Origin of the sequence: Streptomyces sp. NPDC015661 (assembly GCF_043077765.1) — a bacterium.
Taxonomy (GTDB): Bacteria; Actinomycetota; Actinomycetes; order Streptomycetales; family Streptomycetaceae; genus Streptomyces.
Genome location: NZ_JBIBST010000002.1, coordinates 323738 through 346314 on the forward strand (window position 1 = coordinate 323738; position 22577 = coordinate 346314).

At 73.9% G+C, this 22577-nt stretch carries 20 protein-coding genes and 3 pseudogenes; 16 read left to right on the plus strand and 7 right to left on the minus strand.

The features are described 5' to 3' along the window. Positions 1-2 precede the first annotated feature (2 nt). Complete coding sequence (locus tag ACF07V_RS06115; RefSeq protein WP_392151682.1) at positions 3-419, plus strand: hypothetical protein; 417 nt, start codon at positions 3-5, stop codon at positions 417-419. Here the strand turns inward: ACF07V_RS06115 and ACF07V_RS06120 are convergent. Continuing rightward, entirely contained in the window at positions 328-855 is a 528-nt protein-coding gene (locus tag ACF07V_RS06120; RefSeq protein WP_392152360.1) for a trehalase-like domain-containing protein, read from the minus strand. The two genes, ACF07V_RS06115 and ACF07V_RS06120, sit on opposite strands and share 92 nt — an antisense overlap. 463 nt (positions 856-1318) lie before the next feature. Here ACF07V_RS06120 and ACF07V_RS06125 point away from each other — a divergent pair, with 463 nt between their 5' ends. From ACF07V_RS06125 to ACF07V_RS06155, 7 genes are read left to right on the plus strand one after another with little or no spacing between them, the layout of a single operon-like run. Continuing rightward, on the plus strand, positions 1319-1783 hold the full coding sequence (locus tag ACF07V_RS06125) for a hypothetical protein (RefSeq protein WP_392151683.1): 465 nt from the start codon (positions 1319-1321) through the stop codon (positions 1781-1783). Then, positions 1780-2127: an MrpF/PhaF family protein gene (locus tag ACF07V_RS06130; RefSeq protein ID WP_392151684.1), complete on the plus strand. Its 348-nt coding sequence runs from the start codon at positions 1780-1782 to the stop codon at positions 2125-2127. Before ACF07V_RS06125 ends, ACF07V_RS06130 begins: the two co-directional genes overlap by 4 nt. 1 nt (position 2128) lies before the next feature. Next, the gene (locus ACF07V_RS06135) at positions 2129-2437 is read left to right on the plus strand and encodes a monovalent cation/H(+) antiporter subunit G (protein ID WP_392151685.1); all 309 of its coding nucleotides are present in this window, start codon (positions 2129-2131) and stop codon (positions 2435-2437) included. Beyond that, positions 2434-2748, plus strand: coding sequence for a Na(+)/H(+) antiporter subunit B (locus tag ACF07V_RS06140; RefSeq protein ID WP_392151686.1), 315 nt, complete (start codon positions 2434-2436; stop codon positions 2746-2748). The genes ACF07V_RS06135 and ACF07V_RS06140 overlap by 4 nt, the downstream gene beginning before the upstream one ends. Continuing rightward, positions 2745-3473 carry an MnhB domain-containing protein gene (locus ACF07V_RS06145; protein WP_392151687.1) on the plus strand — a complete coding sequence of 243 codons (729 nt, stop codon included), beginning with the start codon at positions 2745-2747 and terminating at the stop codon, positions 3471-3473. Before ACF07V_RS06140 ends, ACF07V_RS06145 begins: the two co-directional genes overlap by 4 nt. After that, entirely contained in the window at positions 3470-3868 is a 399-nt protein-coding gene (locus ACF07V_RS06150; protein WP_392151688.1) for an NADH-quinone oxidoreductase subunit K, read from the plus strand. Before ACF07V_RS06145 ends, ACF07V_RS06150 begins: the two co-directional genes overlap by 4 nt. A 15-nt stretch (positions 3869-3883) precedes the next feature. Beyond that, positions 3884-5746 (plus strand): complex I subunit 5 family protein, encoded by a 1863-nt coding sequence (locus tag ACF07V_RS06155; protein ID WP_392151689.1) that lies wholly within the window; start codon positions 3884-3886, stop codon positions 5744-5746. Here the strand turns inward: ACF07V_RS06155 and ACF07V_RS06160 are convergent. The 4 genes and pseudogenes from ACF07V_RS06160 to ACF07V_RS06175 form a co-directional block, all read right to left on the minus strand. After that, positions 5730-6257 carry a GMC oxidoreductase gene (locus ACF07V_RS06160; protein WP_392151690.1) on the minus strand — a complete coding sequence of 176 codons (528 nt, stop codon included), beginning with the start codon at positions 6255-6257 and terminating at the stop codon, positions 5730-5732. The genes ACF07V_RS06155 and ACF07V_RS06160 overlap by 17 nt on opposite strands. 10 nt (positions 6258-6267) lie before the next feature. Next, positions 6268-6444, minus strand: a pseudogene (locus ACF07V_RS06165) (thiamine pyrophosphate-binding protein); the annotation flags it as partial. Positions 6445-7062: 618 nt separating this feature from the next. Beyond that, positions 7063-8514 (minus strand): sulfatase-like hydrolase/transferase, encoded by a 1452-nt coding sequence (locus tag ACF07V_RS06170; RefSeq protein ID WP_392151691.1) that lies wholly within the window; start codon positions 8512-8514, stop codon positions 7063-7065. A 124-nt stretch (positions 8515-8638) separates the two neighbouring features. Continuing rightward, positions 8639-10453 (minus strand): sulfatase, encoded by a 1815-nt coding sequence (locus ACF07V_RS06175; protein ID WP_392151692.1) that lies wholly within the window; start codon positions 10451-10453, stop codon positions 8639-8641. A gap of 186 nt (positions 10454-10639) precedes the next feature. On the opposite strand from ACF07V_RS06175, the gene ACF07V_RS06180 reads away from it, so the two are divergent. The 7 genes and pseudogenes from ACF07V_RS06180 to ACF07V_RS06210 form a co-directional block, all read left to right on the plus strand. Continuing rightward, positions 10640-11602 (plus strand): formylglycine-generating enzyme family protein, encoded by a 963-nt coding sequence (locus tag ACF07V_RS06180; RefSeq protein ID WP_392152362.1) that lies wholly within the window; start codon positions 10640-10642, stop codon positions 11600-11602. Between the two features lie 69 nt (positions 11603-11671). Beyond that, positions 11672-12274 (plus strand): PadR family transcriptional regulator, encoded by a 603-nt coding sequence (locus ACF07V_RS06185; protein ID WP_392151693.1) that lies wholly within the window; start codon positions 11672-11674, stop codon positions 12272-12274. 286 nt (positions 12275-12560) lie between these two features. Further along, on the plus strand, positions 12561-14138 hold the full coding sequence (locus tag ACF07V_RS06190; protein WP_392151694.1) for a sulfatase: 1578 nt from the start codon (positions 12561-12563) through the stop codon (positions 14136-14138). Between the two features lie 47 nt (positions 14139-14185). Further along, entirely contained in the window at positions 14186-15541 is a 1356-nt protein-coding gene (locus ACF07V_RS06195; RefSeq protein WP_392151695.1) for an MFS transporter, read from the plus strand. Between the two features lie 201 nt (positions 15542-15742). Further along, positions 15743-16438: pseudogene (locus tag ACF07V_RS06200) on the plus strand (alpha/beta hydrolase); the annotation flags it as partial. A 138-nt stretch (positions 16439-16576) separates the two neighbouring features. After that, positions 16577-18952 (plus strand): beta-glucosidase, encoded by a 2376-nt coding sequence (locus tag ACF07V_RS06205; protein ID WP_392152363.1) that lies wholly within the window; start codon positions 16577-16579, stop codon positions 18950-18952. Positions 18953-19076: 124 nt separating this feature from the next. Then, a pseudogene (locus ACF07V_RS06210) lies at positions 19077-19283 on the plus strand (FAD-binding dehydrogenase); the annotation flags it as partial. A 97-nt stretch (positions 19284-19380) separates the two neighbouring features. Here the strand turns inward: ACF07V_RS06210 and ACF07V_RS06215 are convergent. Continuing rightward, on the minus strand, positions 19381-21096 hold the full coding sequence (locus ACF07V_RS06215) for a serine/threonine-protein kinase (RefSeq protein WP_392151696.1): 1716 nt from the start codon (positions 21094-21096) through the stop codon (positions 19381-19383). Between the two features lie 78 nt (positions 21097-21174). Then, the gene (locus ACF07V_RS06220) at positions 21175-21330 is read right to left on the minus strand and encodes a hypothetical protein (RefSeq protein ID WP_392151697.1); all 156 of its coding nucleotides are present in this window, start codon (positions 21328-21330) and stop codon (positions 21175-21177) included. Between the two features lie 137 nt (positions 21331-21467). Here ACF07V_RS06220 and ACF07V_RS06225 point away from each other — a divergent pair, with 137 nt between their 5' ends. Continuing rightward, a complete protein-coding gene (locus ACF07V_RS06225; RefSeq protein WP_392151698.1) occupies positions 21468-22559 on the plus strand; it encodes a PP2C family protein-serine/threonine phosphatase in 1092 nt (363 codons plus the stop codon). Positions 22560-22577 lie beyond the last annotated feature (18 nt).

Below are 22577 nucleotides of genomic sequence, written 5' to 3' on the forward strand. Positions count from 1 at the left end.
CGGTGCACGCTTTCGAACTGGTGGACGTGTCCTTGTACACGGAGGATCTGGGGCGCTTCCGCGTGCCCCTGACGGACGGGACGGCCTCGGCGCCCGTGACGCTGCCGGAGGGCACGGTGATCAATGTCGGCATCACCTTCCGGCTGGGCCGGGACATCGACGGACTGACCCTGGAGGAGACCCGGGTCAGGGACGGGACGGTGGTGTCGACCGCGCGGACGGTGCTCGGCGGCTTCCGGACCGGCGGCCCGTACGAGCTACGGCTGCCCGCGGAGCGGCTGCCGGTGGGCCGGGCGCACTGCGGCGAATACGAGGTGACAAGCCGTTTCACCGACGCCGGCGGGCGTGAGCTGGTGACCCTGCGCCACCGGCTGCGGCTTGTGCACCAGCCGGCTCCTGCCCCGGCCCCGGCGCCCTGAGCGATCGGCGGCGGTGACCCCGGTCCGCCGCATCCGGAGTGCGCCGTGGGAGGCCGCCCAGACGGTATGGCCGATGCGGCGCGGCCGCAGCGGCGGGCCGCTGCCGTAGTCGCCGCAGACGCGCAGCCGCACAAACAGCCCGGCCGGTCCGCACGCGGCGCAGCACCACCGCACGGTGCTGGTCGGCGGGCGCGGCGAGGGCGTCACGGCACTCGATGACGCCGGGTGCGAGGGTCCAGCGGGTCGTCCGGATCAGCGAGCCTTCACGGTAGCGGCCGCTCGGCACGTGCCACGGGTCCTCCGGTGCCACCTGGAACGCGCCGGCGCCGCCGATGAGTTCGGAGAGAACGGCGGGGGCGTCCCAGCCGGGCACGCGCAGCCGGACCGGCGAGCCGTCGGGGCCGAGCAGCGCGCCGCGCTCCCCGTCGGCGAGCAGGGCGTGGTCACGCGGCGGACGCGGCCGGTGCGCGGGGCCGGCGGGCTGCGTCGGCTGTGGGTTCCCGGGTTCCCGTCATCACCTGCGGGCCGGCCCTCTTCGGGCGAGTGCCCCTGAAGGCGCCGTGCAAGCGGCTACTCCGGACCGGTGACCCGGGCGGGCGGGGCGGCGCGGGGCGGACGCCGGGGGCGGCGAGCACGGTAGACCTGTCGGCCGGGGCGAGCGGGCACGCGGCCCCGGGACGTGTCCGGCACTGGGTGCTCGTGACCGGAGGGCACGGCGGGCGCGGGGTGCCGGGCCTCGCGGGGCCCGCTCGTGACCGGAGGGCACGGCGGGCACGGGTGCCGGGCCTCGCGGGGCCGCGGCACATTCCGGGCTCCGTCGGCGGTGTGCCCGCCCGGGTTGGGCCCCGGGGAAGGACTGGACGGACACGCCCCAGGGGCGAAGTGGACGGGGAGGCGCGATGGCACGGGCATCGGTGGAGGTGCTGTCCTGGTGGGCCGCGCTGCTCCTCTTCCAGGTCCTGCTGATCGGTTCGGTGAACTGGCCCGAGCTGGCCGTGGCGGCCGGCGGTGCGCTGCTCGCCGCGCTCGCGGCGCGCGCGGTGCGGGTGGCGGCCGGCGCGCGGCTCGGCGGCACGGCCGGCTGGGCGCGCGCCCTGCTGTTGTGGCCGGGGGCGCTGCTCACCGACACCTGGCGGCTCGGCCGGGCCGTGGTCCGTACGCTGCGCGGACACCGGGTGGTCGGCCGCTTCGTCACGATCCGCTGGCGCCCGGGCACGGGCGGCGCCTGGGCAGGCGGGCTGCTCTCGGCGACGCCCGGGGTGTACGTGGTGGACCAGGGGCCGGGGCGGACGGCGCTGGTGCACTCGCTGCCGGGCGGGGCCGGTTCGCTGGAGACCGCGCTGACCACCGGTGACCGGACGTGACCGGGGCGCACGCCGGGGAGTGGAACGGCTGGCTGATCGCCTTCGGAGTGCTCTTGGTGTTCGGACTTCCGCCGGCGCTGCTGGCGGCGTGCCGGGGCACTCCCCCGGCACGGCTGGCCGGCCTGAGCCTCACTGGCACCGTGGTCACGGTGTTGCTGCTGATCGCGTCCCGGGGCTTCGCCCGTGACGCGTACGGGGACCTCGGTCTGGTGCTCGCGGTACTCGGCCCGGTCGGCGTGCTGGTCTTCGCCCGCTTCCTGGGCGGGGCGGCGGCCCGCGGGCGGACCGGGCCGCCCGGCGGCCCGGATTCCGGTGCCCGCCCCGGCGCGGCGGGGGAGGGCTGAGGTGGAGGTCCGTTCGGTCTGCGCCGCGCTGCTGCTGACGGCCGGCGTCGCCGTGCTGCTGCTCGCCGTCCTCGCGCTGCACGTGCTGCCCGGCCCGTACGCCCGGCTGCACGCGCTGTCCTCCGCCTCCTCGCTCGGGGCGCCGCTGGTGGTGCTCGCGGCCGCGGTGTCCGAGGGGCCCGGTCGAGGGGCGGCCGCGCTGCTCGTGGTGGCGGCGCTCCTGGCCGTCGGGGGTGCGCTGACGGCGCCGGCGCTCGGCCGGTGCACCGCTCAGCACGAGGGGCGGATGCCGCGAGAGGACCCGCCGTGACGGCGGCCGTGCCGAACCCGGCGGAGCTGTTCGCCGCCGTCACCGTGGTGCTCGCGGCAGCGGTGGCGACAGCGGCGGCCCGGACCCGTGATCCGGTGCGCCAGGCGGTGGTGCTCAGCGCCCTCGGACTTGTCCTGGCGGTGCTGTTCCTGCTGCTCCAGGCGCCCGACGTGGCGCTGAGCCAGCTGGCGGTCGGCTCCGCGATCACACCGCTGCTCATCCTGCTCACGGTGCGGGCGATCCGGCGCCACGCGGAGCGGGAATCGGCTTCCGAGCCGGGCACGGCGCGGGATCGGGAGGGCGGGCGGTGAGCCGTCGGGCGCGGGCGCGGCTGTTCTGGGCGGCCGCGCTGTTGTTCGCCGCCGGGTACGCCGTCGCCTGTCTCGAACTGCCGCCGCTGGGCTCCCTCTTCCATCCGTACGCCGAGCGGGCGGTCCCGGCGGCGCTGGCCCGGCAGACGGCGAACACGGTCGCGTCGGTCAACTTCGACCAGCGCGGATTCGACACCCTGGGCGAGGAGTTCGTGCTGTTCACGGCCGCGCTGGGGGCCGCGCTGCTGCTGCGCAGGACCCGGGACGAGCAGGTCACGCCGCCGCGCCCGGGACGGGTGCTGCCCACGGTCCGGCTGGCCGGCACGGTGCTGCTGCCCGTCGCGCTGGTGTCCGGCGTCTATGTGGTGTCGCACGGGCAGTTGACGCCGGGCGGCGGGTTCCAGGGCGGTGTGATCCTGGCCACCGGTCTGCACCTGGCGTATCTCGCGGCCGACTACCGGGTGCTGCGGCGAGTGCGGCCGCGCGCCGTCCTGGAGGTCGCCGAGGCGGTGGCTGCGGGGGCGTTCGCGCTGCTCGGCCTGATCGGTCTGCTGCGGGCGGGGGCGTACCTGGAGAACGTGCTGCCGCTGGGGACGCTGGGCGAGCTGACGTCCGGTGGCCTTGTTCCGCTGCTCAACGCCGCGGTGGGCCTGGAGGTCGGCGCGGCGCTGGTGATCGTGCTCGCCGGGTTCATCGACCAGGCCCTGGAGATCGAGTCCTCATGACACCGCTGCCGCTCGCCGCCCTTCCCGCGCCGCCCGTGCCGGACTCCCCGCTCGCGGTGCTGCCGTACCTGGCCGCCGGCTGGATCCTCCTGGTCGGCGTGCACGGTCTGGTCACCAGCCGCAACGCGGTGCACGCGGTGGGCTGTCTGGGCGTCGTGCAGTCCGGCACCTACGTCCTGCTGCTGGCCGTCGGCTACCGGCGCGGCGGCACCGCCCCGTACTTCACGGACCTTCCGGCCGGCACCCCCGTGGTGGACCCGGTCGCCCAGGCGCTCACGCTGACCGACGTGGTGGTGGGCGCCGCCCTCACCGCCCTGCTGCTCGCGCTGGTGCTGCAGACCGCGAAGCGGCACGGCACCACCGACCCCGACGCCCTCACCGGGCTGCGGGGCTGACCGCCCGGGAGCCGTGTGACCGCCTCCGACCTGCTGCCGCTCGCCGTCGCCTGGCCGCTGACCGGGGCCGTGCTGCTCGCCCTGCTCGGCCGCCGACTGCCGCGCTCCGGCACCGACGCGCTCGCCACGGCGTGGGCGGCGGGGCAGCTGGCCCTCGTCTGCCGGCTCGCCGCACAGACCGGCGGGTCGGGCCGGACGGTCACCTGGGTGGGCGGCTGGACCCCGGTGGAGGGCCGGAGCGTGGGGATCGTGCTGGTCGCCGACGGCCTGGGGCTCGGCCTGGCGGTCCTGGTGGCGCTGCTGGTCCTTGCCGCGCTCGGCTACGCCTGGCGGTATTTCGAGGAGCCCGAGCGGGCCCGGGGGCGCGGCGGCGCCTTCCCCGCGCTGCTGCTGCTCTTCGAGGCGGGGACGACCGGATTCGCGCTCACCGGCGACCTCTTCAACGCCTTCGTGTTCTTCGAGCTGATGGGCGTGGCGGGATACGCCCTGACCGGCTACCGGGTCGAGGAGCCGCGGCCGCTGCAGGGCGCGCTCGCGTTCGCCGTGACCGGTTCGCTGGCCGGCTATCTGGCCCTGGTCGGAGTCGGGCTGCTGTACGCGCGGACCGGCGAGCTGGCCTTCGCGCGGATCGGGGAGGAGCTCGCCCACCGGCCGACCGATGCCCTGGTGACGACGGCAGCGGCGCTGCTCGCCTGCGCGATGCTCGTCAAGGCGGCGGCGGTCCCCTTCCACTTCTGGCTCCCGGACGCGCACGCGGAGGCTCCGACACCCGTCTGTGTGCTGCTCTCGGGGGTGATGGTCGAGCTGGGCCTGTACGGGCTGCTGCGCGTGTACCTGACGGTCTTCGCCGGACCGGGTGGCATCCCGGACGCGGTGATACGGGCCTCCCTGATCGCGACGGGAGCGGTCACCGCCCTGACGGGCGCGCTGCTGTGCTGGCAGCAGCGGCACCTGAAGCGGCTGCTCGCCTTCTCCACGGTGGGGCACATGGGTCTCTTCCTGTGCGGTGCGGGGCTGCTCGACGCGGAGGCGACGGCCGGCACGGCGCTGTACGTGGCGGGGCACGCGGGGGTGAAGGGCGCGCTGTTCTGTCTGGCGGGGGTGCTGCTCGACCGGCACTCCTCGGTCGACGAGCACGGACTGTGGGGGCGGGCGCGGGACATGCCGCTGGTCGGCGTGCTGTTCGCGGTGGGCGGCTGCGCGCTGGCCGGGCTGCCCCCGTTCGGCACGGGGCTCGGCAAGTCGGTGGTGGAGCACGCGGCGCACGAGGAGCCGTGGCTGCTCGCGCTGTTCGTGCTGGTGCCCGCGGTCACGGCGGGGGCGGTGCTGCGGGCCGCGGCACGGGTGTTCGCCGGCGCGGGGACCCGGCCCCGGGAGCGGCACTCGGGCACCGAGACGACCGGCACCGGGGAGGAGCCGGAAGTGCGGGGCCCGCGCCGGGAGGTGCCGCGGCCGATGCTGGTCGTGCCGGCGGTGCTGCTCGCCGGCGCACTGGCGGTGGGCACGGTCCCGGCGCTGTGGCGGTACGTGGCGGCGGCCTCCGCGGTCTTCTACGATCAGGCGGGCTACCGGGCGGCGGTGACCGGTACCCCGGGCGGCACGGCCACGGGGCCGCCGCCCGAGGTGGCGTGGACGGTGTCCGGCGGTGGCTACGGACTCCTGTCGACGCTCCTCGCGGCCTGCTGCGCGGCCGGCGCGCTGTGGGGGCCGGCGCTGGGCGGCCGGTTCGCGCGCACGGTGAGGGCCGGGACGGAGGCCGTGGACCGCACCCTGGTACTCGCGGTGCGGCGACAGCACTCGGGACACGTGGGCGACTACGTGGCCTGGCTGCTCGCCGGACTGGCCGCGCTGACGGCCGTGTTCACGCTGTGGGGATAGGCCGCGCGCCTTCGGGCTCCTGCCGGCGGCCCGCTTCGGGCCCAGGCCTCGGGCCGGTCGGTGGGCACCGTGCGGACGGTGGCGTCGACGCCGGTGACCGGGACGTCGGCGGGGATCCGGGCGGGGCACGGTCCGCGGTGTTCATCGTGCGCTCCGGGCGGAGCGGCGGGCCGGCGCGCTCCCCGGCCACCAGGAGGGAGGCGGCGCGGTCGGCGAGGGCCAGGATGGTGAGGGCCGGGTTGGCGGCCTCCTGGGTGGGCAGGACGCGGCCGTCGGTGACGAGCAGATCGGGCACGGGGAAGGTGCGCAGGTCCGCGCCGACCACTCCGTGCTCGGGCATGCGGCAGCCGCCGACCGGATGGGCGTAGCGGTCGACGGTGACGAGTTCGCGGGCGGCGGCCGCGGTGAGGAAGTCGGACAGGGGGCGGGCCCGCTGGGGGTGTTCGCAGCCGCCGCGCACGTACCGCACCCCGGTGGCCCCGCCCCGGTCGGTGACGACCTGGACCGCCATGGCGTCGGCGCGCTTCGAAGGCCGCCATCTCCTCGTGCCGGGCCTGGAGGAACCGGGGGTCGTCGCCCGCTCGCGGCCAGGCGGCGAGCAGACCGTTGGTGCCGTCGCCGGGGTAGCCGAAGACATGGCTGACGCCCCGGGCACGGAGCCGGTCGAGCAGGTGGTCGCCGACGGTGGCCTCGGTCATGACCGTTCGCCTCCGCTGGGCTGGTGGGCGGGCCCGGCGCGGGCCGGGGCGCCTCCGTCGAGCAGGGGCAGCACCTGGGTGCTGCAGAAGTCGAAGAAGCCGCGCTGCTCGGGCCCGATCTGCCCGATGTGGACCGGTCGGCGCCGGCGTCCGCGTACTCGCGCAGTCGGCGGACGTGCTCCTCCGGGTCGGGCCCGCGGGGCACGGCGTCCGCGATCGTCTCCTCGGTCACCAGTCGGGACGCCTGCTCGAAGTGGCGGGGCGTGGGCAGGATCTGGTTCAGCTCGTCGGGCAGCTGCTCAGTGGGCCAGAGCCGGCGCGCCGTACTGACTGCCTCGTCGCACGAGCGGACCAGCACACCTTGCCAGCAGGTCCTCGGGGCCGAATTCCTCGCAGGCGAGGAAGTATCCGTACTCAGTCATGACACCTCCAGCGGTGCGCGTGCGTACATGTGCGTTTCCGTCCGGCGCCTGCCCGGGCGACCGGGCGGAAAACGTGCGATCGAGCGGTGCGGGCCGTGGCTGACATCGACGGCCTCGTGCGCCGCGTCGCCGTCCGGGCCGACCCTTCGCCGGCCGGAGCAGGGGCGGCGCGCATGCCGCCGCCCCCCGCTCCGGTTCAGCAGGCCCGGACGCCGGTGCCCGGGGCCGGCAGGGCCACCTGCGGGAGGCGGGGGTCGGGCACGGCGGGGATGACGTCGGTGGTCTCCACCAGCCATCGGAGCACCGCATCGCGCAGGCGCCGCTCGGTGTCCGCGTAGGCGGGGGCGCCCGCCAGGTTGGTCCGCTCACGCGGGTCCTTCGTACGGTCGTACAGCTCGGGCTGCTCGTAGAGCCGCCATACGTACGTCCACTCACGGTCCCGTACTGCGATCGCCTTGCCGACCAGTTCGGGCCGTTCGTGCTGGATGGCGCCCTTGCGGTCGTAGGGGAAGCCGGGGCGTTCCATCTGCGGCTCCTCCTCCACCGTGAAACCGCCCTCGGTGAAGGCGTACGTACGGTGCGGGGCGTCCGGGTCGCGCAGAAGCGGGGTGAGGCTGCGGCCGAAGTGGCGGTGGGGGGCCTCGACACCGGCCAGTTCCAGGACGGTCGGCAGGACGTCGATCATCTCCACCATCGCGTCACTGACCTGGCCTCCGGTGAATCCACCGCCGCTGATGACCAGGGGGTCGCGGGTGACGCAGTCGTGCATGGCGGAGGGCCACTTCTCGATCAGTCCGTAGTCGCCGAGGTATTCACCGTGGTCGGCGAAGAAGAGGGTGACGGTGTCCTCGGCCGCTCCCGCGGCCTCGACCGCCCGTGTGATCCGGCCGAGTTGGTCGTCGAGGCGGGCGACCATGCCGTAATACGTGGCCACGACCTCGCGCCACTGTTCGGGGGTGACCTCCCCGGTGCCGTAGCGGTCGCGGACGGCCCGCATGTAGCCGGGTTCGCCGGAGGGGTCGCCGGGGGCTGCGGGGTTGGGCACGGTGGCCCGGTCGAAGCGGGAGAACCAGGGTTCCTCGACCTGGAACGGACAGTGCGGGGCCACCAGCGGCACGAACAGCACCCAGGGGCCTTCGGGAGGGTGGGCGAGCCACCCCTCGGCGGTCCGTACGGCGGCCTCGTCCGGGTCGATGCGGCCGTCGTCGGGCACCCGGCCCCGATAGAAGAGCCGGGACCAGACGCCGTCCGGGTAGTCGCCCCCGTATCCGGTGGTCGGGAGGGTGGAGAAGCCGTATTCGTGGACGCTCTGTTCGGTGACGCCGGGCGCGAAGGTGTCTCCGCGGGCACCCGCCCAGGTGACGTGGTAGCCCGCTTCCTTGAGGAGCCGCAGCAGATTGGGCTCGTGCTCCTTGAGGAGGTGGGTCAGGGTCCGGTGACCGGCGGTGTGCGGGTACCAGCCGGTGAGGAGGGAAGCGCGGCTGGGCGAGCACACCGGATGCTGCACGAAGGCGTTGGTGAAGCGTGTGCCGCGGGCCGCGAGCGCGTCGATGTGCGGGGTGTCGACGTGAGGGTTGCCGAAGGCTCCGACGGCGTCGGCGCGCAGCTGGTCGGGCATGAGGACGAGGAAGTTGGGGCGGGAGGTCACGGTGGTCCCTTTCATCGGGCGCGGGGGCCGGAAGCGTCGTCGAAGAGGCCGGAGCGGAGGGCGGTGACGGCTCTGCCGGCGGTTGCGGCCGGCCGTGGCGGGGCGGGGTGGGGCGCCGCGCGGTTCAGTCGGGTCGGCCGCCATGACGAGGGGTGGGCGCGGCGACGGTCTCCACCGCGGACAGTTCGGCGGCGATGGCACGCAGGCGTGCGGCCGGCAGCACGCCGACCGCGAATGCGGCGATCTGGAGGAGCGAGAGGTCCGCGGCGATACGGGCGAAGGGCCCGTCGAGAAGGGGCGCGAAGTGTTCGCGCAGCACGGCCGCCGCCCGGGGGTGTGTGAGCAGCTCGCGGAGGGGGACGTGCACGCTGAGCGGCCCGGTGGGGAAGTCCCCGGGGCGCGGCGGGGGCTGGCGGGACGCCTCGGCCTGGGCCTGCTGCGCCCGTACGAGCAGGTGCTCGCCGGTGACCGGGCCGGTCACGGGCAGGCCGAGGCGTTCGTACTGGTCGAGGGGCGCGTCGGCGGCACGCAGGCCCTCGGCCAGCAGGCCCGCCATGCGCAGTTCGAGCGCGTCGTCGACGAGTGGGGACTCCTGTCCCGGGTCGGTGTCCAGGTCGAAGAGGAGGGTGCCGAAGGCGTACGGGTTGGACATGGCGTGGCCCGGGACCCTCAGGAGGGGGACGTCCTTGGTGAACGGGAAGGGCGGGACGAGCTCGGCGTTCCTCAGTTCTGCGGGTGCGAAGAGGCCGCGCATGTGCGTGGGCATCAGTGTGTGCTCGTACAGGGGCTGGTTGTACGGGTTCGCGCAGGCCCGCATGTACACGTACCGGCCGTCGGTGACGCTGACGTGCCCGCCGAACGCGCCGAACAGGGCGGCCTCGCGCACCGGGGAGTCGTCGGCGACGGTCTGCCGCAGCGGCTTGCCCTGCATGTCGGGGGTGCGGTCGACGCCGAAGTACTCCAGGAGGGTGGGGCCGAGGTCGACGGTCTGGACGAGGGAGGCGCGGCGCTCGGCGCGTACACGGCTGCGCGGGTCCCAGACGAAGAGCGGGGTGTGGATGGTCTCGTCGTACCAGGGCTGGACGTTCTTGCCCCACCAGCCGTGCTCGCCGAGGAGCAGCCCGTGGTCGGTGCAGACGATCAGCATCGTGTCGTCCCACAGGGCGAGTTCGTCCATGGTGTCCAGGACCCGGCCGAGGGAGAGGTCGCACATGGTCAGGAGCGCGGCGTACTCGTGGCGGACGTGTTCCACCTGCTCGTCGGTCTCGATGACCTGTTTGTAGTCGGGCCAGTCGAAGTGGGGGCCGTCGTAGGCGTGCGGGTAGCGCTCCTTGTGCCGGGGGTAGCTGAAGAAGGGCTCGTGCGGGTCGAAGGTCTCGATCTGCAGGAACCAGCCGTCCTCGGCGTGGTTGGTGCGCAGGAACTCCAGGCCGGCGTCGAAGGTGCGGGTCTGCGGGTGGTCGGCCTCGTCGGCGAGGTACTGCCGGTTGATCCAGTCCTGGCGCCAGGCCTCGCCTCGGCGGGCCCGCAGGCTCTCGGGGACATCGGGGTCGGCGACGTGCCCTTTCCAGGGATCGCCCTCCTGGCCGCGGAAGAACTCGAAGGTGCGGTAGCGGCCGTGGTAGGTGGCGCCGCCGTCCTCCCAGTAGTGCTGGTGGTCGGTGGCCAGGTGGGTGTGGACGCCGTGCTCGGTGAGCATCTGCGGCACGGAGTCGTCGAAGGGCTCCAACGGCCCCCAGCTCCGGTGCAGGAAGTTGTGGCGGCCCGTGTGCAGCTCGCGCCGCGCGGGCATGCACGGCATCGACCCGGCGTAGCAGGTGTCGAAGGTCGCGGTGCGCTCGGCGAGGCGCGTGAAGTTCGGGGCGTGCGTCCAGTCCGCTCCGTACGGGGGCAGGAAACGCCGGTTGAGTGTGTCGAACATGACCATGACGGCCTTCATGGGTGTCCTTCCCGTGGCCTGTCGGTGGTGATCGCGCGTCGGACAGGTCGCACCTGTCGACGAGCTATGTACGTTAGAACATAGCCATCGGGAAGCAAAGACCTTCTCGATCCCCCGGCCCACCGGCATCCCACTCACTCCCCCGGAGCCCCCATGAACGAGCCCGCCGCTCCCCCGCGCTGCTGCATGCCCGCCGGCGGAAGCCCGGTCCCCCCGCCCCCACTCGCACCGGCTGCGCCCGCGGCATCCCCGGCCGCCCGCCCGGCACCTGTCGGAGCCGGTTCCTCGGGGAGCTCGCCCGGCGGCATGGCACTGCTGCCCGGCGGCGAGTTCCTGATGGGCGCGGAGGACGCCGAGGGCTTCCCCGACGACGGGGAGGGCCCGGTGCGGCCGGTTCGGCTCAGCCCGTTCCGGATCGACGTCCACGCGGTGACCAACGACGCCTTCGCCGCGTTCGTCGCGGAGACCGGCCACGTCACGGACGCGGAGCGTTTCGGCTGGTCGTACGTCTTCGCGGGTTTCCTGCCGGCCGCCCTGAGGCGCGGCGCCCCGCGCCCCGGGCGCACTCCCTGGTGGTGCGGGGTGGAGGGGGCGTCCTGGAACCGGCCCGAGGGGCCGGGGAGCACCCTGGAAGCACGCGGGAAGCACCCGGTGGTCCACGTCTCGTGGACCGACGCCGCCGCCTACGCCGCCTGGGCCGGCAAGCGGCTGCCGACCGAGGCCGAGTGGGAGTACGCGGCCCGGGGCGGCCTCGAACAGCGGCGATACCCCTGGGGCGACGAGCTGAACCCGGACGGCGCCTTCCGCTGCAACATCTGGCGGGGCACCTTCCCGTCGAAGAACACCGCGGAGGACGGCTACCGCGGCACGGCCCCCGTCGACGCCTTCGAGCCCAACGGCTTCGGCCTGTACAACATGTCGGGCAACGTCTGGGAGTGGTGCGCCGACTGGTGGACCACCGCCCACGACACAGCCCGGCCGCCGCTCGACCCCCGGGGCCCGGCCACCGGCACCGACAAGGTCATCCGCGGCGGATCCCACATGTGCCACCGGTCCTACTGCAACCGCTACCGGGTCGCCGCCCGCACGGCCAACAGTCCCGACAGCACGAGCGGCCACGCGGGTTTCCGCTGCGTTGCGCCGGCGTGAAGACTCTTGACACCCACCGACCGGCGGGTGAACCTTACGAGGTAAGTTCCTAGGAACATAGGTGACCGAATGCATCTCGACTACGTGATCCTTGGAGCCCTGGCCGTCCGCCGGCTCTCCGGCTATGACATGCGCGGGTGGATGGAAGGGTCGGGCCGCTACCTCGGCTACGGCGTCCAGCTCCCCCAGATCTACCGGCGGCTCGCGAAACTGGTCGAGCGCGGCTGGGTCGGCTTCGACGTCGACCCTCGCGAAGGCCGCCCCGACGCGAAGGTCTACCGGCTCACCGAAGAGGGCCGCGAGGCGCTCCTCGGCTGGGCCCGCTCCCCCTTCGAGCCGTCGCCGCGACCGATGGATCCCGACTTCAAGCTCCGCTTCGTCTTCGGCGGCCAGCTCGGACCGGAGATCGCGCTCGACATCGTCTCCACCGAGCTGGAGTACCGGCTGAAGCACGACGCCACCACCCCCGAGGCGCCGCTGCCCTTCGCCTACGAGGCGGAGATCCCCGAGCTCGACCCGGCATGGGCCCGCGAGATCCACACCATGGCCCACGAGAACGGATACGCCTCCGTCGCGGCGTACATCGCGTGGCTCCAGCTGACCAAGGCGCGCCTCGAACGACAGATCGAGCAGCGTCGGGACGAGCGGCACACGGAGCGCCACGAGCGCTGAGCCGCCCCGGCCGCCGGGGCGGGCTCCGGCCCGCCCCGAGCCGGACTCCGGCGTCCCGAACCCGACGCCCGACGCCCGACGCCCGACGCCCGACGCCCGACGCCCGACGCCCCGCCCCAGGGGCCGTCGCCCTGTCTCCCGAGGCCACCTCGCCCGCGGCCCCACTTCTCCTTTCTCTCCCTCCGGGAGATCTCCGCCCTCACCGGCGGCCCCACCCCGCCACGACCTCGGGCTCACCTCGGGCGAGCCCGTGGTCCCGCGTACCCGAAAACGCCTGGAGTCCGCCATGCGCATCATCTACGTGGACGTCGACACGCTGCGCGCCGACCACACCACGCCCTACGGCTACCACCGCCCCACCACCCCGCACCTCCAGCGGCTGGCCGAGAAGTCCGTCGTCTTCGACCGCTACTACTGCTCCGACTCGCCCTGCCTGCCCTCCCGGACCGCGCTGACGAGTGGTCAGTTCGGGATCACCAACGGGGTCGTGGGCCATTTCGGGCCCGCCGCCCAGTTCCGGCTGGACGCGGGGCACGGGCCCGAGCCCGACCGGCCCCTGCTCGGGCAGCGGCTCGGCTGGGGCGGCTACTACACCGCCGCCGTCTCCGTGTTCGCCGAGCGGCACCGCGCGTACCACTTCCACGCGAACTTCCGGGAGTCGATCCGCGCCACCGACCGCTTCGGCGACGAGGAGGCCCAGGACGTCAACCGGGCGGCGATCGACTGGATCCGCCGGCACGCCGAGGACGACGACTGGTACCTCCACCTCACCTACTGGGATCCGCACACCAACTACACCCAGCCCGCCGAGTGGACCGAGCGGATGGCGGCGTCCGGTCCGGTGCAGTCCTGGCCCGGCGAGGAGACCATCGCCCGCCACGGCGCCGAGGTCTACGGGCCCCGCAGCGCCCTCGACCTCCACTACTCCCTCCAGGGCGCCGGCACGTCCCCCGTCCCCCACAACATGCCCGACGCCATCCGCTCCCGCGCCGACTTCGAGCACCTGATCAACGGCTACGACGGAGCAATCTCCTACTGGGACCACCACTTCGGCCAACTCATGCACACGCTCGCCGAGTTGGGCATCGCCGACGACACGGCCGTGATCGTCAGCGCCGACCACGGCGAGTCCTTCGGCGAGCAGGGCTCCTACGCCGAGCACGGCCTGGCCAACGAGCCCACCCACCGGCTCCCCCTGGTGGTGTACTGGCCCGGCGTCACCGACGACCTGCCCGCCGACGCCCGGCACAACGACGCGCTGCTCTACAACATCGACCTCGCGCCCACCCTGTGCGAGCTGCTGGGCCTCGACATCCCGGCCGGCTGGCAGGGCACCTCCTTCGCCGGAGCAGTACGCGGCGAGACGATCGACTCCCGTGAGTACCTGGTCCTCGGGCACGGCGCGCACACGTACCAGCGGGCCGTCCGCACCCGCGACCACCTCTACATCCGCACGTACCATCCGGGAGCCTTTCGCGCCGAGTGGGAGCAGCTGTTCCACGTCACGGAGGATCCGTACCTCACCCGCGACCTGACGGCGGACGAACCCGAGCTCGCCGCCCGGATGCGCGCGCACCTCGCCGAGTGGTGGAACGAGTACGCGGGCCGCCCGGGCTGTCTGCCCGATCCGATGCAGGCGACGCTGCAGACCGGTCCCACGTACTACAACGACCCCGTCCGCTACGCCCGGCACCTCCGGGACACCGGCCGTGCCCCGCTCGCCGAGGACCTCGAAGAGCGGCTCGCCACCGTGAACTTCCCCGTCTCCTGGCACGCGCCCGACCGGCCCCGGACCGCCGAACTGCTCCGGCGCTGGGCGCATCTGCTCCAGACCCGCGACCAGGAGTCCGTCCGGAACCGCTGAACCACCCCTCCGAGCCTCATCCACGGCGCCGACGAAGGAGTCGCACGATGCCGACCGAAGCCGCACCTCCCTCCTCACCCCAGCCAGGTGTCGCCTCCCTTCCCGCCGTCTCGCGCGAGAAGGCGCGGAACTGGCGCCAGGTCACCCTCCTCGGCGGACTGATCAGCGCGGACAGCGGCGAGGGAAGCGTGGTGTCCGTGCTGTTCCCCGCCCTGCGGGCGGCGCTCGGCCTCCCGCTCGCCGCGCTCGGTGTGCTCGTCGGCGTCGGCAAGCTCGTCGGGGTGGTCTTCGGCCCCTTCTGGGTCGCGGTGGCCCAGCGCTACCCACGGAAGAACGTCCTCGCCGTGTGCGCCGGTCTCTGGGGCGTGTGGACGGTCGCGGCCGGGTTCGCGCAGAACTACGCCCAGTTGCTCGTCCTGTTCACCGTCGCCGCCGTCGGCGTCGCCGGCGGCGGTCCCCTGGTCAACGGTCTCCTCGCCGACCTCTTCGACGACCGGAGCCGGGGCAGGGCGGCCGGCTACATGTACGGTCTTTCGGCCCTGGCCACCGGACTCAGCGGGCCGCTGCTCGGTCTGCTGTCCGAGGTGGACGACGGCTGGCGGTACGGCTTCTTCTTCGCGGGCGGCCTCCAGGTCCTGTTCGGGGTCCTGGTCCTGCTGTTCCTGCGTGATCCGGGGGTCGGCGCCGCCGAGTCCCGTGCCGCCGCCACCGAGGCGCCTGCCGAGCGGGCGCTGACCTGGGCACAGGTCCGGGAGCTGCTGCGCAACCGGTCCCTGCTGCTGATCTGTGTCCAGCGCCTGACCACCGGCCAGTTCGTCATCCTCAGCTTCGGCGTGACCTTCCTCGTCGACGTGCGCGGCTTCACCAACACGGAGGCCTCGTACCTGACCGTGGTGTTCGCGGTGGCCTACTTCGCCGGCACGCTGCTCGGCGGGCTCGCCACCGACGGGATCCATCGCCGCAATCCCCGCACCGGGCGGGTCGCGGCGATGCAGTGCACGGTCTTCGCCTACGCCCTCGGCGTCTGCGCGGTGACGCAGTTCGCCTGGCCGTCCCTCGGGGCGTACCTCGCGCTGTTCGCCGTACTCGCCTTCGTCCAGGGCTGCACCCCCGGGATCAACCGGCCCCTGGTCATGTCGGTGACCCTGCCGGAAGCACGCAGTGCCGCGTTCGCCCTGATGCTCTCGGCCGAGGCGGCCGGCTGGGCCGCGACGACGGTGCTGGTCGGCTACATCGGCGACGCCTTCGGGCTCCAGGCGGCGTTCCTGTGGGTCGTCGTCGTCCTGATGCTGGTCAACGGCGCCATGCTGAGCCTCCTCTACCGCACCTGCCCCCGCGACGCGTCCGAGGTACGCGCCGAACTGGACCGCCGGGCGGCGGCAGCCGGCCCGGGCAGGGCCTGACACGCCCTGCGCCTCTCCCCTTCGGCACGCCTGCGCCTCTCCTCTTCGGCACGCCCGCGCCTCTCCCCTTCGGCACGCCCGCGCCTCTCCCCTTCGGCACGCCCGCGCCCCTCCACTTCGCGCACGCCCCGTCCCTCTCCCTTCGCACACGCCCCCCTCTCTCCTTCGCACGCGCCCCTTCGAGTACCACGGAAGCGACCCATGCCTGGCATCACCGAGTCCCGCGTCCCCTACGCCTCGCCCGGCGGCGGCGAACCGCCCCTGCTTCTCTGGGAGCCGCGGGACGGGGCCCCCACCGCCGCCCTCCTCTTCTTCCACGGGGGCGGCTGGATCTCGGGCGCACCGGAGCAGTTCGCCCCGCAGGCCCGGCTGCTCGCCGCCGACGGCGTCCTCGTCGCGAGCGCCGGCTACCGGCTGATCGGCCGGGACGCCCGCACCCTCACCGACTGTCTCGCCGACGCCCGCGCCGCAGTGGAACACATACGACGGCTCGCGCCGGACCTCCCGCTCTTCCTCGCCGGGGGCTCCGCCGGCGGACAGCTCGCGCTGACCACGGCGCTGACCACGACGCTCACCGCGCCCGCCGACCACCCGCCGCTCGCCGGACTGGTGCTGTTCAACCCGGTCGTCGACCTGTGCGGCCCGGGCGACCTCGGTGAAGCGCTCCGCGGTCTCCTCGGCCTGTCCGACCCGGCGGCTGCCGAGGTCTCGCCCCTCCACCTCGTCGGGCCGGGCACCCCGCCGACGCTCGTCCTCCACGGAACGTCGGACGAACTCGTCCCGATCGCCGACGCCCGCCGCTTCCACGAGGCCATGCTGTCGGCAGGTAACGCCTGCCGGCTCGTCGAGTACGAGGGGGCACCGCACGGCTTCTTCAACCCGGGCTCAGGAGACGCCCGTTGGTTCAAGGATCCGGTGGCGGAGACCCTCGCCTTCGTCCGCTCCCACTCCGCCGGCGGCAGCGGAACCGCGAGGGACCACAGCAACGTCGTCGAGGCCGCGCTCGCCCGTCTCGACCTCGACGCCAAGACCCGGCTGCTCGCCGGCCAGGACCTGTGGACCCTGCCGGCGCTGCCCGAGATCGGTCTGGCGTCCCTGGTGATGTCGGACGGGCCGGTGGGGGTGCGCGGCGCGGCATGGAGCGCCGGCGACCCGTCGCTCTGCCTGCCCAGCCCGACGGCGCTGGCGGCGACGTGGGATCCGGCGCTGGCCCGCCGGGCCGGCCGGGTCCTCGCCCAGGAGGCGCACCGCAAGGGCGCCCATGTCCTGCTCGCGCCCACCGTGAACCTGCACCGCTCCCCGCTGGGCGGCCGGCACTTCGAGACGTACTCGGAGGATCCGCTGCTCACCGCCCGGATCGGCACCGGCTACGTCACCGGGGTCCAGGAGAGCGGGATCGCCGCCACGGTCAAGCACTTCGTCGCGAACGACGCCGAGACCGAGCGCTTCACGGTCGACAACCGTGTCCTGGCGCGCGCCCTGCGCGAGCTGTACCTCGCGCCGTTCGAGGCGATCGTCCGCGACGCCCGCCCGTGGGCGCTGATGTCGGCGTACAACGGTGTCAACGGCACCACCATGACCGAGCACCACGCCCTCCAGACGGGGGTTCTCCGCGACGAGTGGGGCTTCGACGGCGTCGTGGTGTCGGACTGGCTGGCGGCCCGCGACACCGTCGGAGCGATCGAAGGCGGTCTGGACGTGGCCATGCCCGGGCCGCAGACCGTGTTCGGTCCGGCGCTGGCCGCCGCGGTACGGGACGGGCGCGTGTCGGAGGCGACGGTCGACACGGCCGTACGACGCGTCCTGCTGCTCGCCGCGCGTCTCGGGCTCCTCAAGGGCGCGGCACCCGCCGTACCCGCCGGGCGGAGGCCCGCGCCCCTGGACGGCCCCGCGGTCGCCCGGGAGATCGCAACCCGCTCCTTCGTCCTGCTCCGCGATCCGGCGGGGACCCTCCCGCTGGACGCGTCGGCCGTCCCCAGCATCGCGCTGATCGGCCGCGCCGCCCGCGACGCCCGCTTCCTGGGCGGTGGTTCGGCGACCGTCTACCCCGCCCGAGTCGTCTCGCCGCTCGACGGTCTCACCGAGGCGCTGCCGGAGGACGTCACCCTGACGTACGCCATCGGCGCCGACCCGAACGACCAGCTGGAGGTCGCCACCAAGGGATTCGAGCTGCGGGCCGTCCTGCGCGACGCGCACGGAGACGTCCTGACCGAACAGCCCCTCACCCTCGGCCGCGTCCGCTGGATGGACGCGGCGCTGCCGGACGATGTCGACTACGACGCCCTGGCGACGGTCGAGATCACCGGCACCTTCACCCCGCGCGACAGCGGGGGCCACCACTTCGGCACCGGCGGTACGGGAGACTTCCGGCTCACCGTCGACGGCACCGTGCTGCACGACGGGGCCGACCCGGACGGCGCCGACCCGATGGAGGTGCTCACCGGGCGGCCCGTCGCCCGGGGCACCATCGCTCTGGAGGCCGGGCGGGCCGTCGAGGTCAGTCTCCTCCACCGCGCCCCGAAGGTCGCCTACGGGCCGATCCGCGGCGTCACCTTCGGTCTCACCCACCGCGACCCCGAGCGCGACGGGGACCGGCTGATCGAGGAGGCCGTCGCCGCGGCCCGCGCCGCCCACACGGCCGTCGTCGTGGTCGCCACCACCGAGCGCGTCGAGTCCGAGGGCTTCGACCGGGCGGACCTGCGGCTGCCCGGCCGCCAGGACGAGCTGGTCGCCCGCGTCGCCGCCGCCAACCCCCGTACCGTCGTGGTCGTGAACGCCGGGGCCCCGGTCGAGATGCCGTGGCGGGAGGACGTGGCCGCGGTCCTGCTGACCTGGTTCCCGGGGCAGGAGGGCGGCGCTGCCCTCGCCGACGTCCTGCTCGGCCGGGAGGAGCCGGGCGGCCGGCTGCCCACCACCTGGCCGGCCCGGCTGGAGGACGCCCCCGTCACCCGCGTCACCCCGGAGGACGGCGTCCTGCCGTACGACGAGGACCTCCTCGTCGGCTACCGGGCCTGGGAGCGGCACGCCGCAGCCCCCGCGTACCCCTTCGGCCACGGGCTCGGCTACACCACCTGGGAGTACCTGGGCCTGGAGGCCGCCGGCGGGCGCGCCCGGGTACGGCTCCGCAACACCGGCGCCCGGCCGGGCCGGGAGACCGTCCAGCTCTACGCCGAGCCCGTCACCCCGGCCGAGGGCCGCCCCGCCCGGCAGCTCGCCGGCCTCGCCACCGTCGCGGCGGAGCCCGGCGAGACGGTCGAGATCGAGATCGTCATCGCGGAGCGGACCTTCCAGGTCTGGGACGAGGAGGCCGGGGTTTGGGCCGTCTCCCCCGGCCCGTACCTCCTGCACGCGGCGCGCAACGCGGCCGAACCCGTACTGACCATCCCGCTGTCCGTCCCCGGACGGCCCTGAGACCGCCCCGGGCGCCGGAACCTGACACCCGGCGCCCGGGGCCCCGTCCCTCCCCCTGCAACGCCCCCTGGAAGGACCCCCGCCGTGCAAGCCGATGTCAGCGTCGTCGGAGCCGGACTCGCCGGCCGGCCACGGCATCCGCTTCCTGCCCACCGTCGTCTGGGCCGAACGCGGCGGGCTGCGCGCCGACGGCCACGGCGACTCCGTCCCCCGCTTCCACGTCACCTGGGGCACCGGCCCCGCCGTCGTCGCCCCCTTCGTCCGCAGCGCCCACGAGGCCGCCGCCGCGGGGCTGCTGCGCTTCCACCACCGACCTCGACTCCAGGGCCTGGGCGGCTTCCTCCTGGATGCCGAGGGTGTCGAGCAGGGGCTGGACACTCACCCGTACGAGCCCTTGCGGACAGCTGCGATCCGCAAGGGCGGTGACCTCAGGACGCGGGCAGGGTCGACACGACCTTGCCGGAGGCGTCGGCAGCGAGATAGCCGCTGGCCCTGTAGTCGTTGCTGAGGTAGAAGCGCAGTGTCGGACGGTCGTCGTTGAAGGTCCAGCGGTCGACGACCACGTAGCGCATCGTGGGGTCGTCCACCTTGAGGTCGCGTTCGCCGCGCTTCATCAGCGCGGGGAGGCTGTCCCAGGGCATCGTGGACACGTCGAAGGGCTGCTCGTCGGCGTCGTCGGCGCTGATGGTGCCGCCGGGGCCCGTCTTCCTGGCCACGCCGGCCCGGTACTCGTACGCGTCATAGGTCTTCGCGCCGGGCCGGGTCGGGATGTTCGCCAGGGCATACTCCTCATAGACCGTCAGATCCTTGATCGTCGTGGTGCCGCTCGCCCGGCGCAACTCTGCGATGACGGCCCGGACGTTGGCGGTGGTGAGGAGGCTGCCGCGGACCGCGGGCGCGGATGCGGAGGCGGAGGCGGAGGCGGAGGCGGAGGCGGACGGGACCGTGCCCGAGCTCTGGCCGGGGGTGCGTACGGCGCCGGTCGGCCAGGCGCCGCCCTTCGCCCCGGAGGTCCCGCCGCTGCCGTCGCCACCGTCGTTGCCGTCGGGGAACAGATTCACGACGCCGATCACCGCGGCGGCCGCCAGCGCGAGGCCGACGGCGAGGCCTGCGGCGCGCTTGCGCGGGCTCGAGGGCGCGGGGGTGGGCAGCGTCGGCGGGCCGAAGCCCGCGCCCGGCGCGGCGGGCGGGCCGTAGGCGGGGTGCGCGTACGGTGCGGGCGCAGGCGCGTACGGGCCGGGGGCGGGAGGGAGGGCGACGGGGGCGGAAGGAACAGCGGCGGAAGCAGGAGCCGCGGCCGCGCCGCCCTCCGCCTCCGCCAGCAGCCGGTCCAGGAGCGCCCCGTCGGGCCGCTGCGCCGGATCGCGGACCAGGAGCCGGGTCAGTACGGGACCCAGCGCGCCGGACCGCACCGGCGCGGGAATCGGGTCGTCGAGCACCGCGACCACGGTCGCGAGGCTGGTGGCGCGGCGCAGCGGGTGGTGGCCCTCGGCCGCCACGTACAGAAGCATGCCGAGCGACCACAAGTCGGAGGCCGGGTTGCCCTCCTCGCCGCGGACCCGCTCGGGGGCGATGAACTCCGGCGAACCGATCAGGTCGCCGGTGGAAGTGAGCCGGGAGGTGACACCGTCGAACGCGGCGATGCCGAAGTCGGTGAGCACGGCCTCGCCTTCGTGGCGGAGCAGGACGTTGGCGGGTTTGACGTCGCGGTGCTGGATGCCGGCGGCGTGCGCGGCGCGCAGTGCGGAGAGGACCTGGCGGCCGAGGGCGAGCACCTCGGGGACGGGCATCGGGCCCGCTGCGAGCCGGTCGTACACGGAACTGCCCTCGACGAGCTCCATCACGATCCACGGGTGCGAGCCGTCCTGCGGCTCGACGATGTGGTGGATCGTCACGACGTGCGGGTTCGACACCCGGGCCAGGGCGCGGGCTTCGCGGACGGCGCGTTCGCGCAGCTGTGCGGCGAATCCGGGGTTCGCGTCCTCGACGGCGGGGTCGGGCGGGCGGACCTCCTTGAGGGCGACGTCTCGGTCGAGGGCGATGTCGCGGGCGCGCCAGACGGTGCCCATGCCGCCGCTACCGAGGCGGGAGATCAGTCGGAAGCGTCCGTCGACCAGGGGTCTTCGGTCGTGATTCGTGCTCATGGGCAGTCATCGTAGGCGGATTCGGGTGACAGGCCTGAGCGGGCCCGGCCTGTCACCCGGCGAGGGGTGCGGCGGTGGCTACCGGGCCGTCTCGTACGCGCCGGACAGCACCTCGACGCGCGGCGAGCGCTCCGTGTCGACCACCGGGCAGCGGACCGCGCCGAGCGCCGGGCTTCCGGCGGCGACCAGTCGGCTTCGACAGAAGGAATACTCCTGGTATTCGGTTTTCACCATCCGTGACCTTTCCTGAACCGTACGAGCCCTGGCACGTCACGCGGTCGCGCTCCCGCAAGCCGGCAGGCGTGCTCCGCCCTGCCCGGAGCCCGCTCGTCACGTCGCTGAGCGCGCCCCTCGCGGATACTCTGGGATTCATGATCGAGTCCGGACGGCCGCGGCTCCGTCGGAGCTACGGTTACGGCAGGCTTGTGCGGCTGTCACCGGTGATTCTGACCGTCGTGATCGCCGGCCTGGCTTACGCCACCCCGCCGGAGATGGCCTTCAGCCGCCTCCTACCCGCGGCGCCGGCTCTGGCCGCCGCCATGTGGCCGGTCCTCCCGACCGTCCTGCTCGGGACCGTCTGCCTCTTTCTGATGATCGGCCTCAGCTTCGTCTTCCCCGATCTGGGGACGTGGTGGACGTGCGGGGGGATCGTCGCGGTCACCGTGGCCGCAGCATACGGAAGCCATGTCCGGCTTCAGCGGGAGCGCACCCTCTTTCAGGTACGGCTCGTCGCCGACGCGGCCCAGCAGGTGGTGCTACGGCCCCTGCCGCACCGTTTCCGGAACGTCGAGATCGAATCGCTGTACCTCGCGGCCGCCGCGGAAGCCCGCATCGGCGGGGACTTCTACGAGGTGGTCGATACGCCGTACGGCGTACGACTCCTCATCGGCGACGTGCGGGGCAAAGGGCTGCCGGCAGTGGGGGCGGCCGCGGCCATCGTGAACGCCTTCCGGGAGGCGGCACACGGCGAGGCCTCCATGGCCGACATCGCCCGCAAGCTCGACGCCAGCTGCGCCCGGCACAACGCCGCCCATCCACCCGAGGCACCGATGGAACGCTTCGCCACCGCGCTGCTCGTCGAGATCCCGCATCAAGGCACCCGCATCACCATCGTCAACTGCGGACACCCCCCACCGTTGATCCACAGCCTGAAGAACGTGCGCATCCTCGAGCCGTCCGCCCCGTCGCCCCTGCTCAGCCTCGCGGAGTTGATCGGTGACCAGTACCGTGCGGACGCCTTCGACTTCGCTCCCGGCGAGCTTCTCCTCCTCTATACGGACGGGATCGCCGAAACCCGCGCCCGGGACGGTGAGTTCTTCCCGTTGACAGAATGGATGCGTCGACAGCTCCCCACACCTCCCCGTGATCTGCTCACGGCCCTGCACCACGACCTCCTCCGTCACAGCAGGGGCAGCCTCGACGATGACATCGCCGCCTTGGCCGTACGCCTGCACACTCCATGAGCCATGCGCACGCAGAGG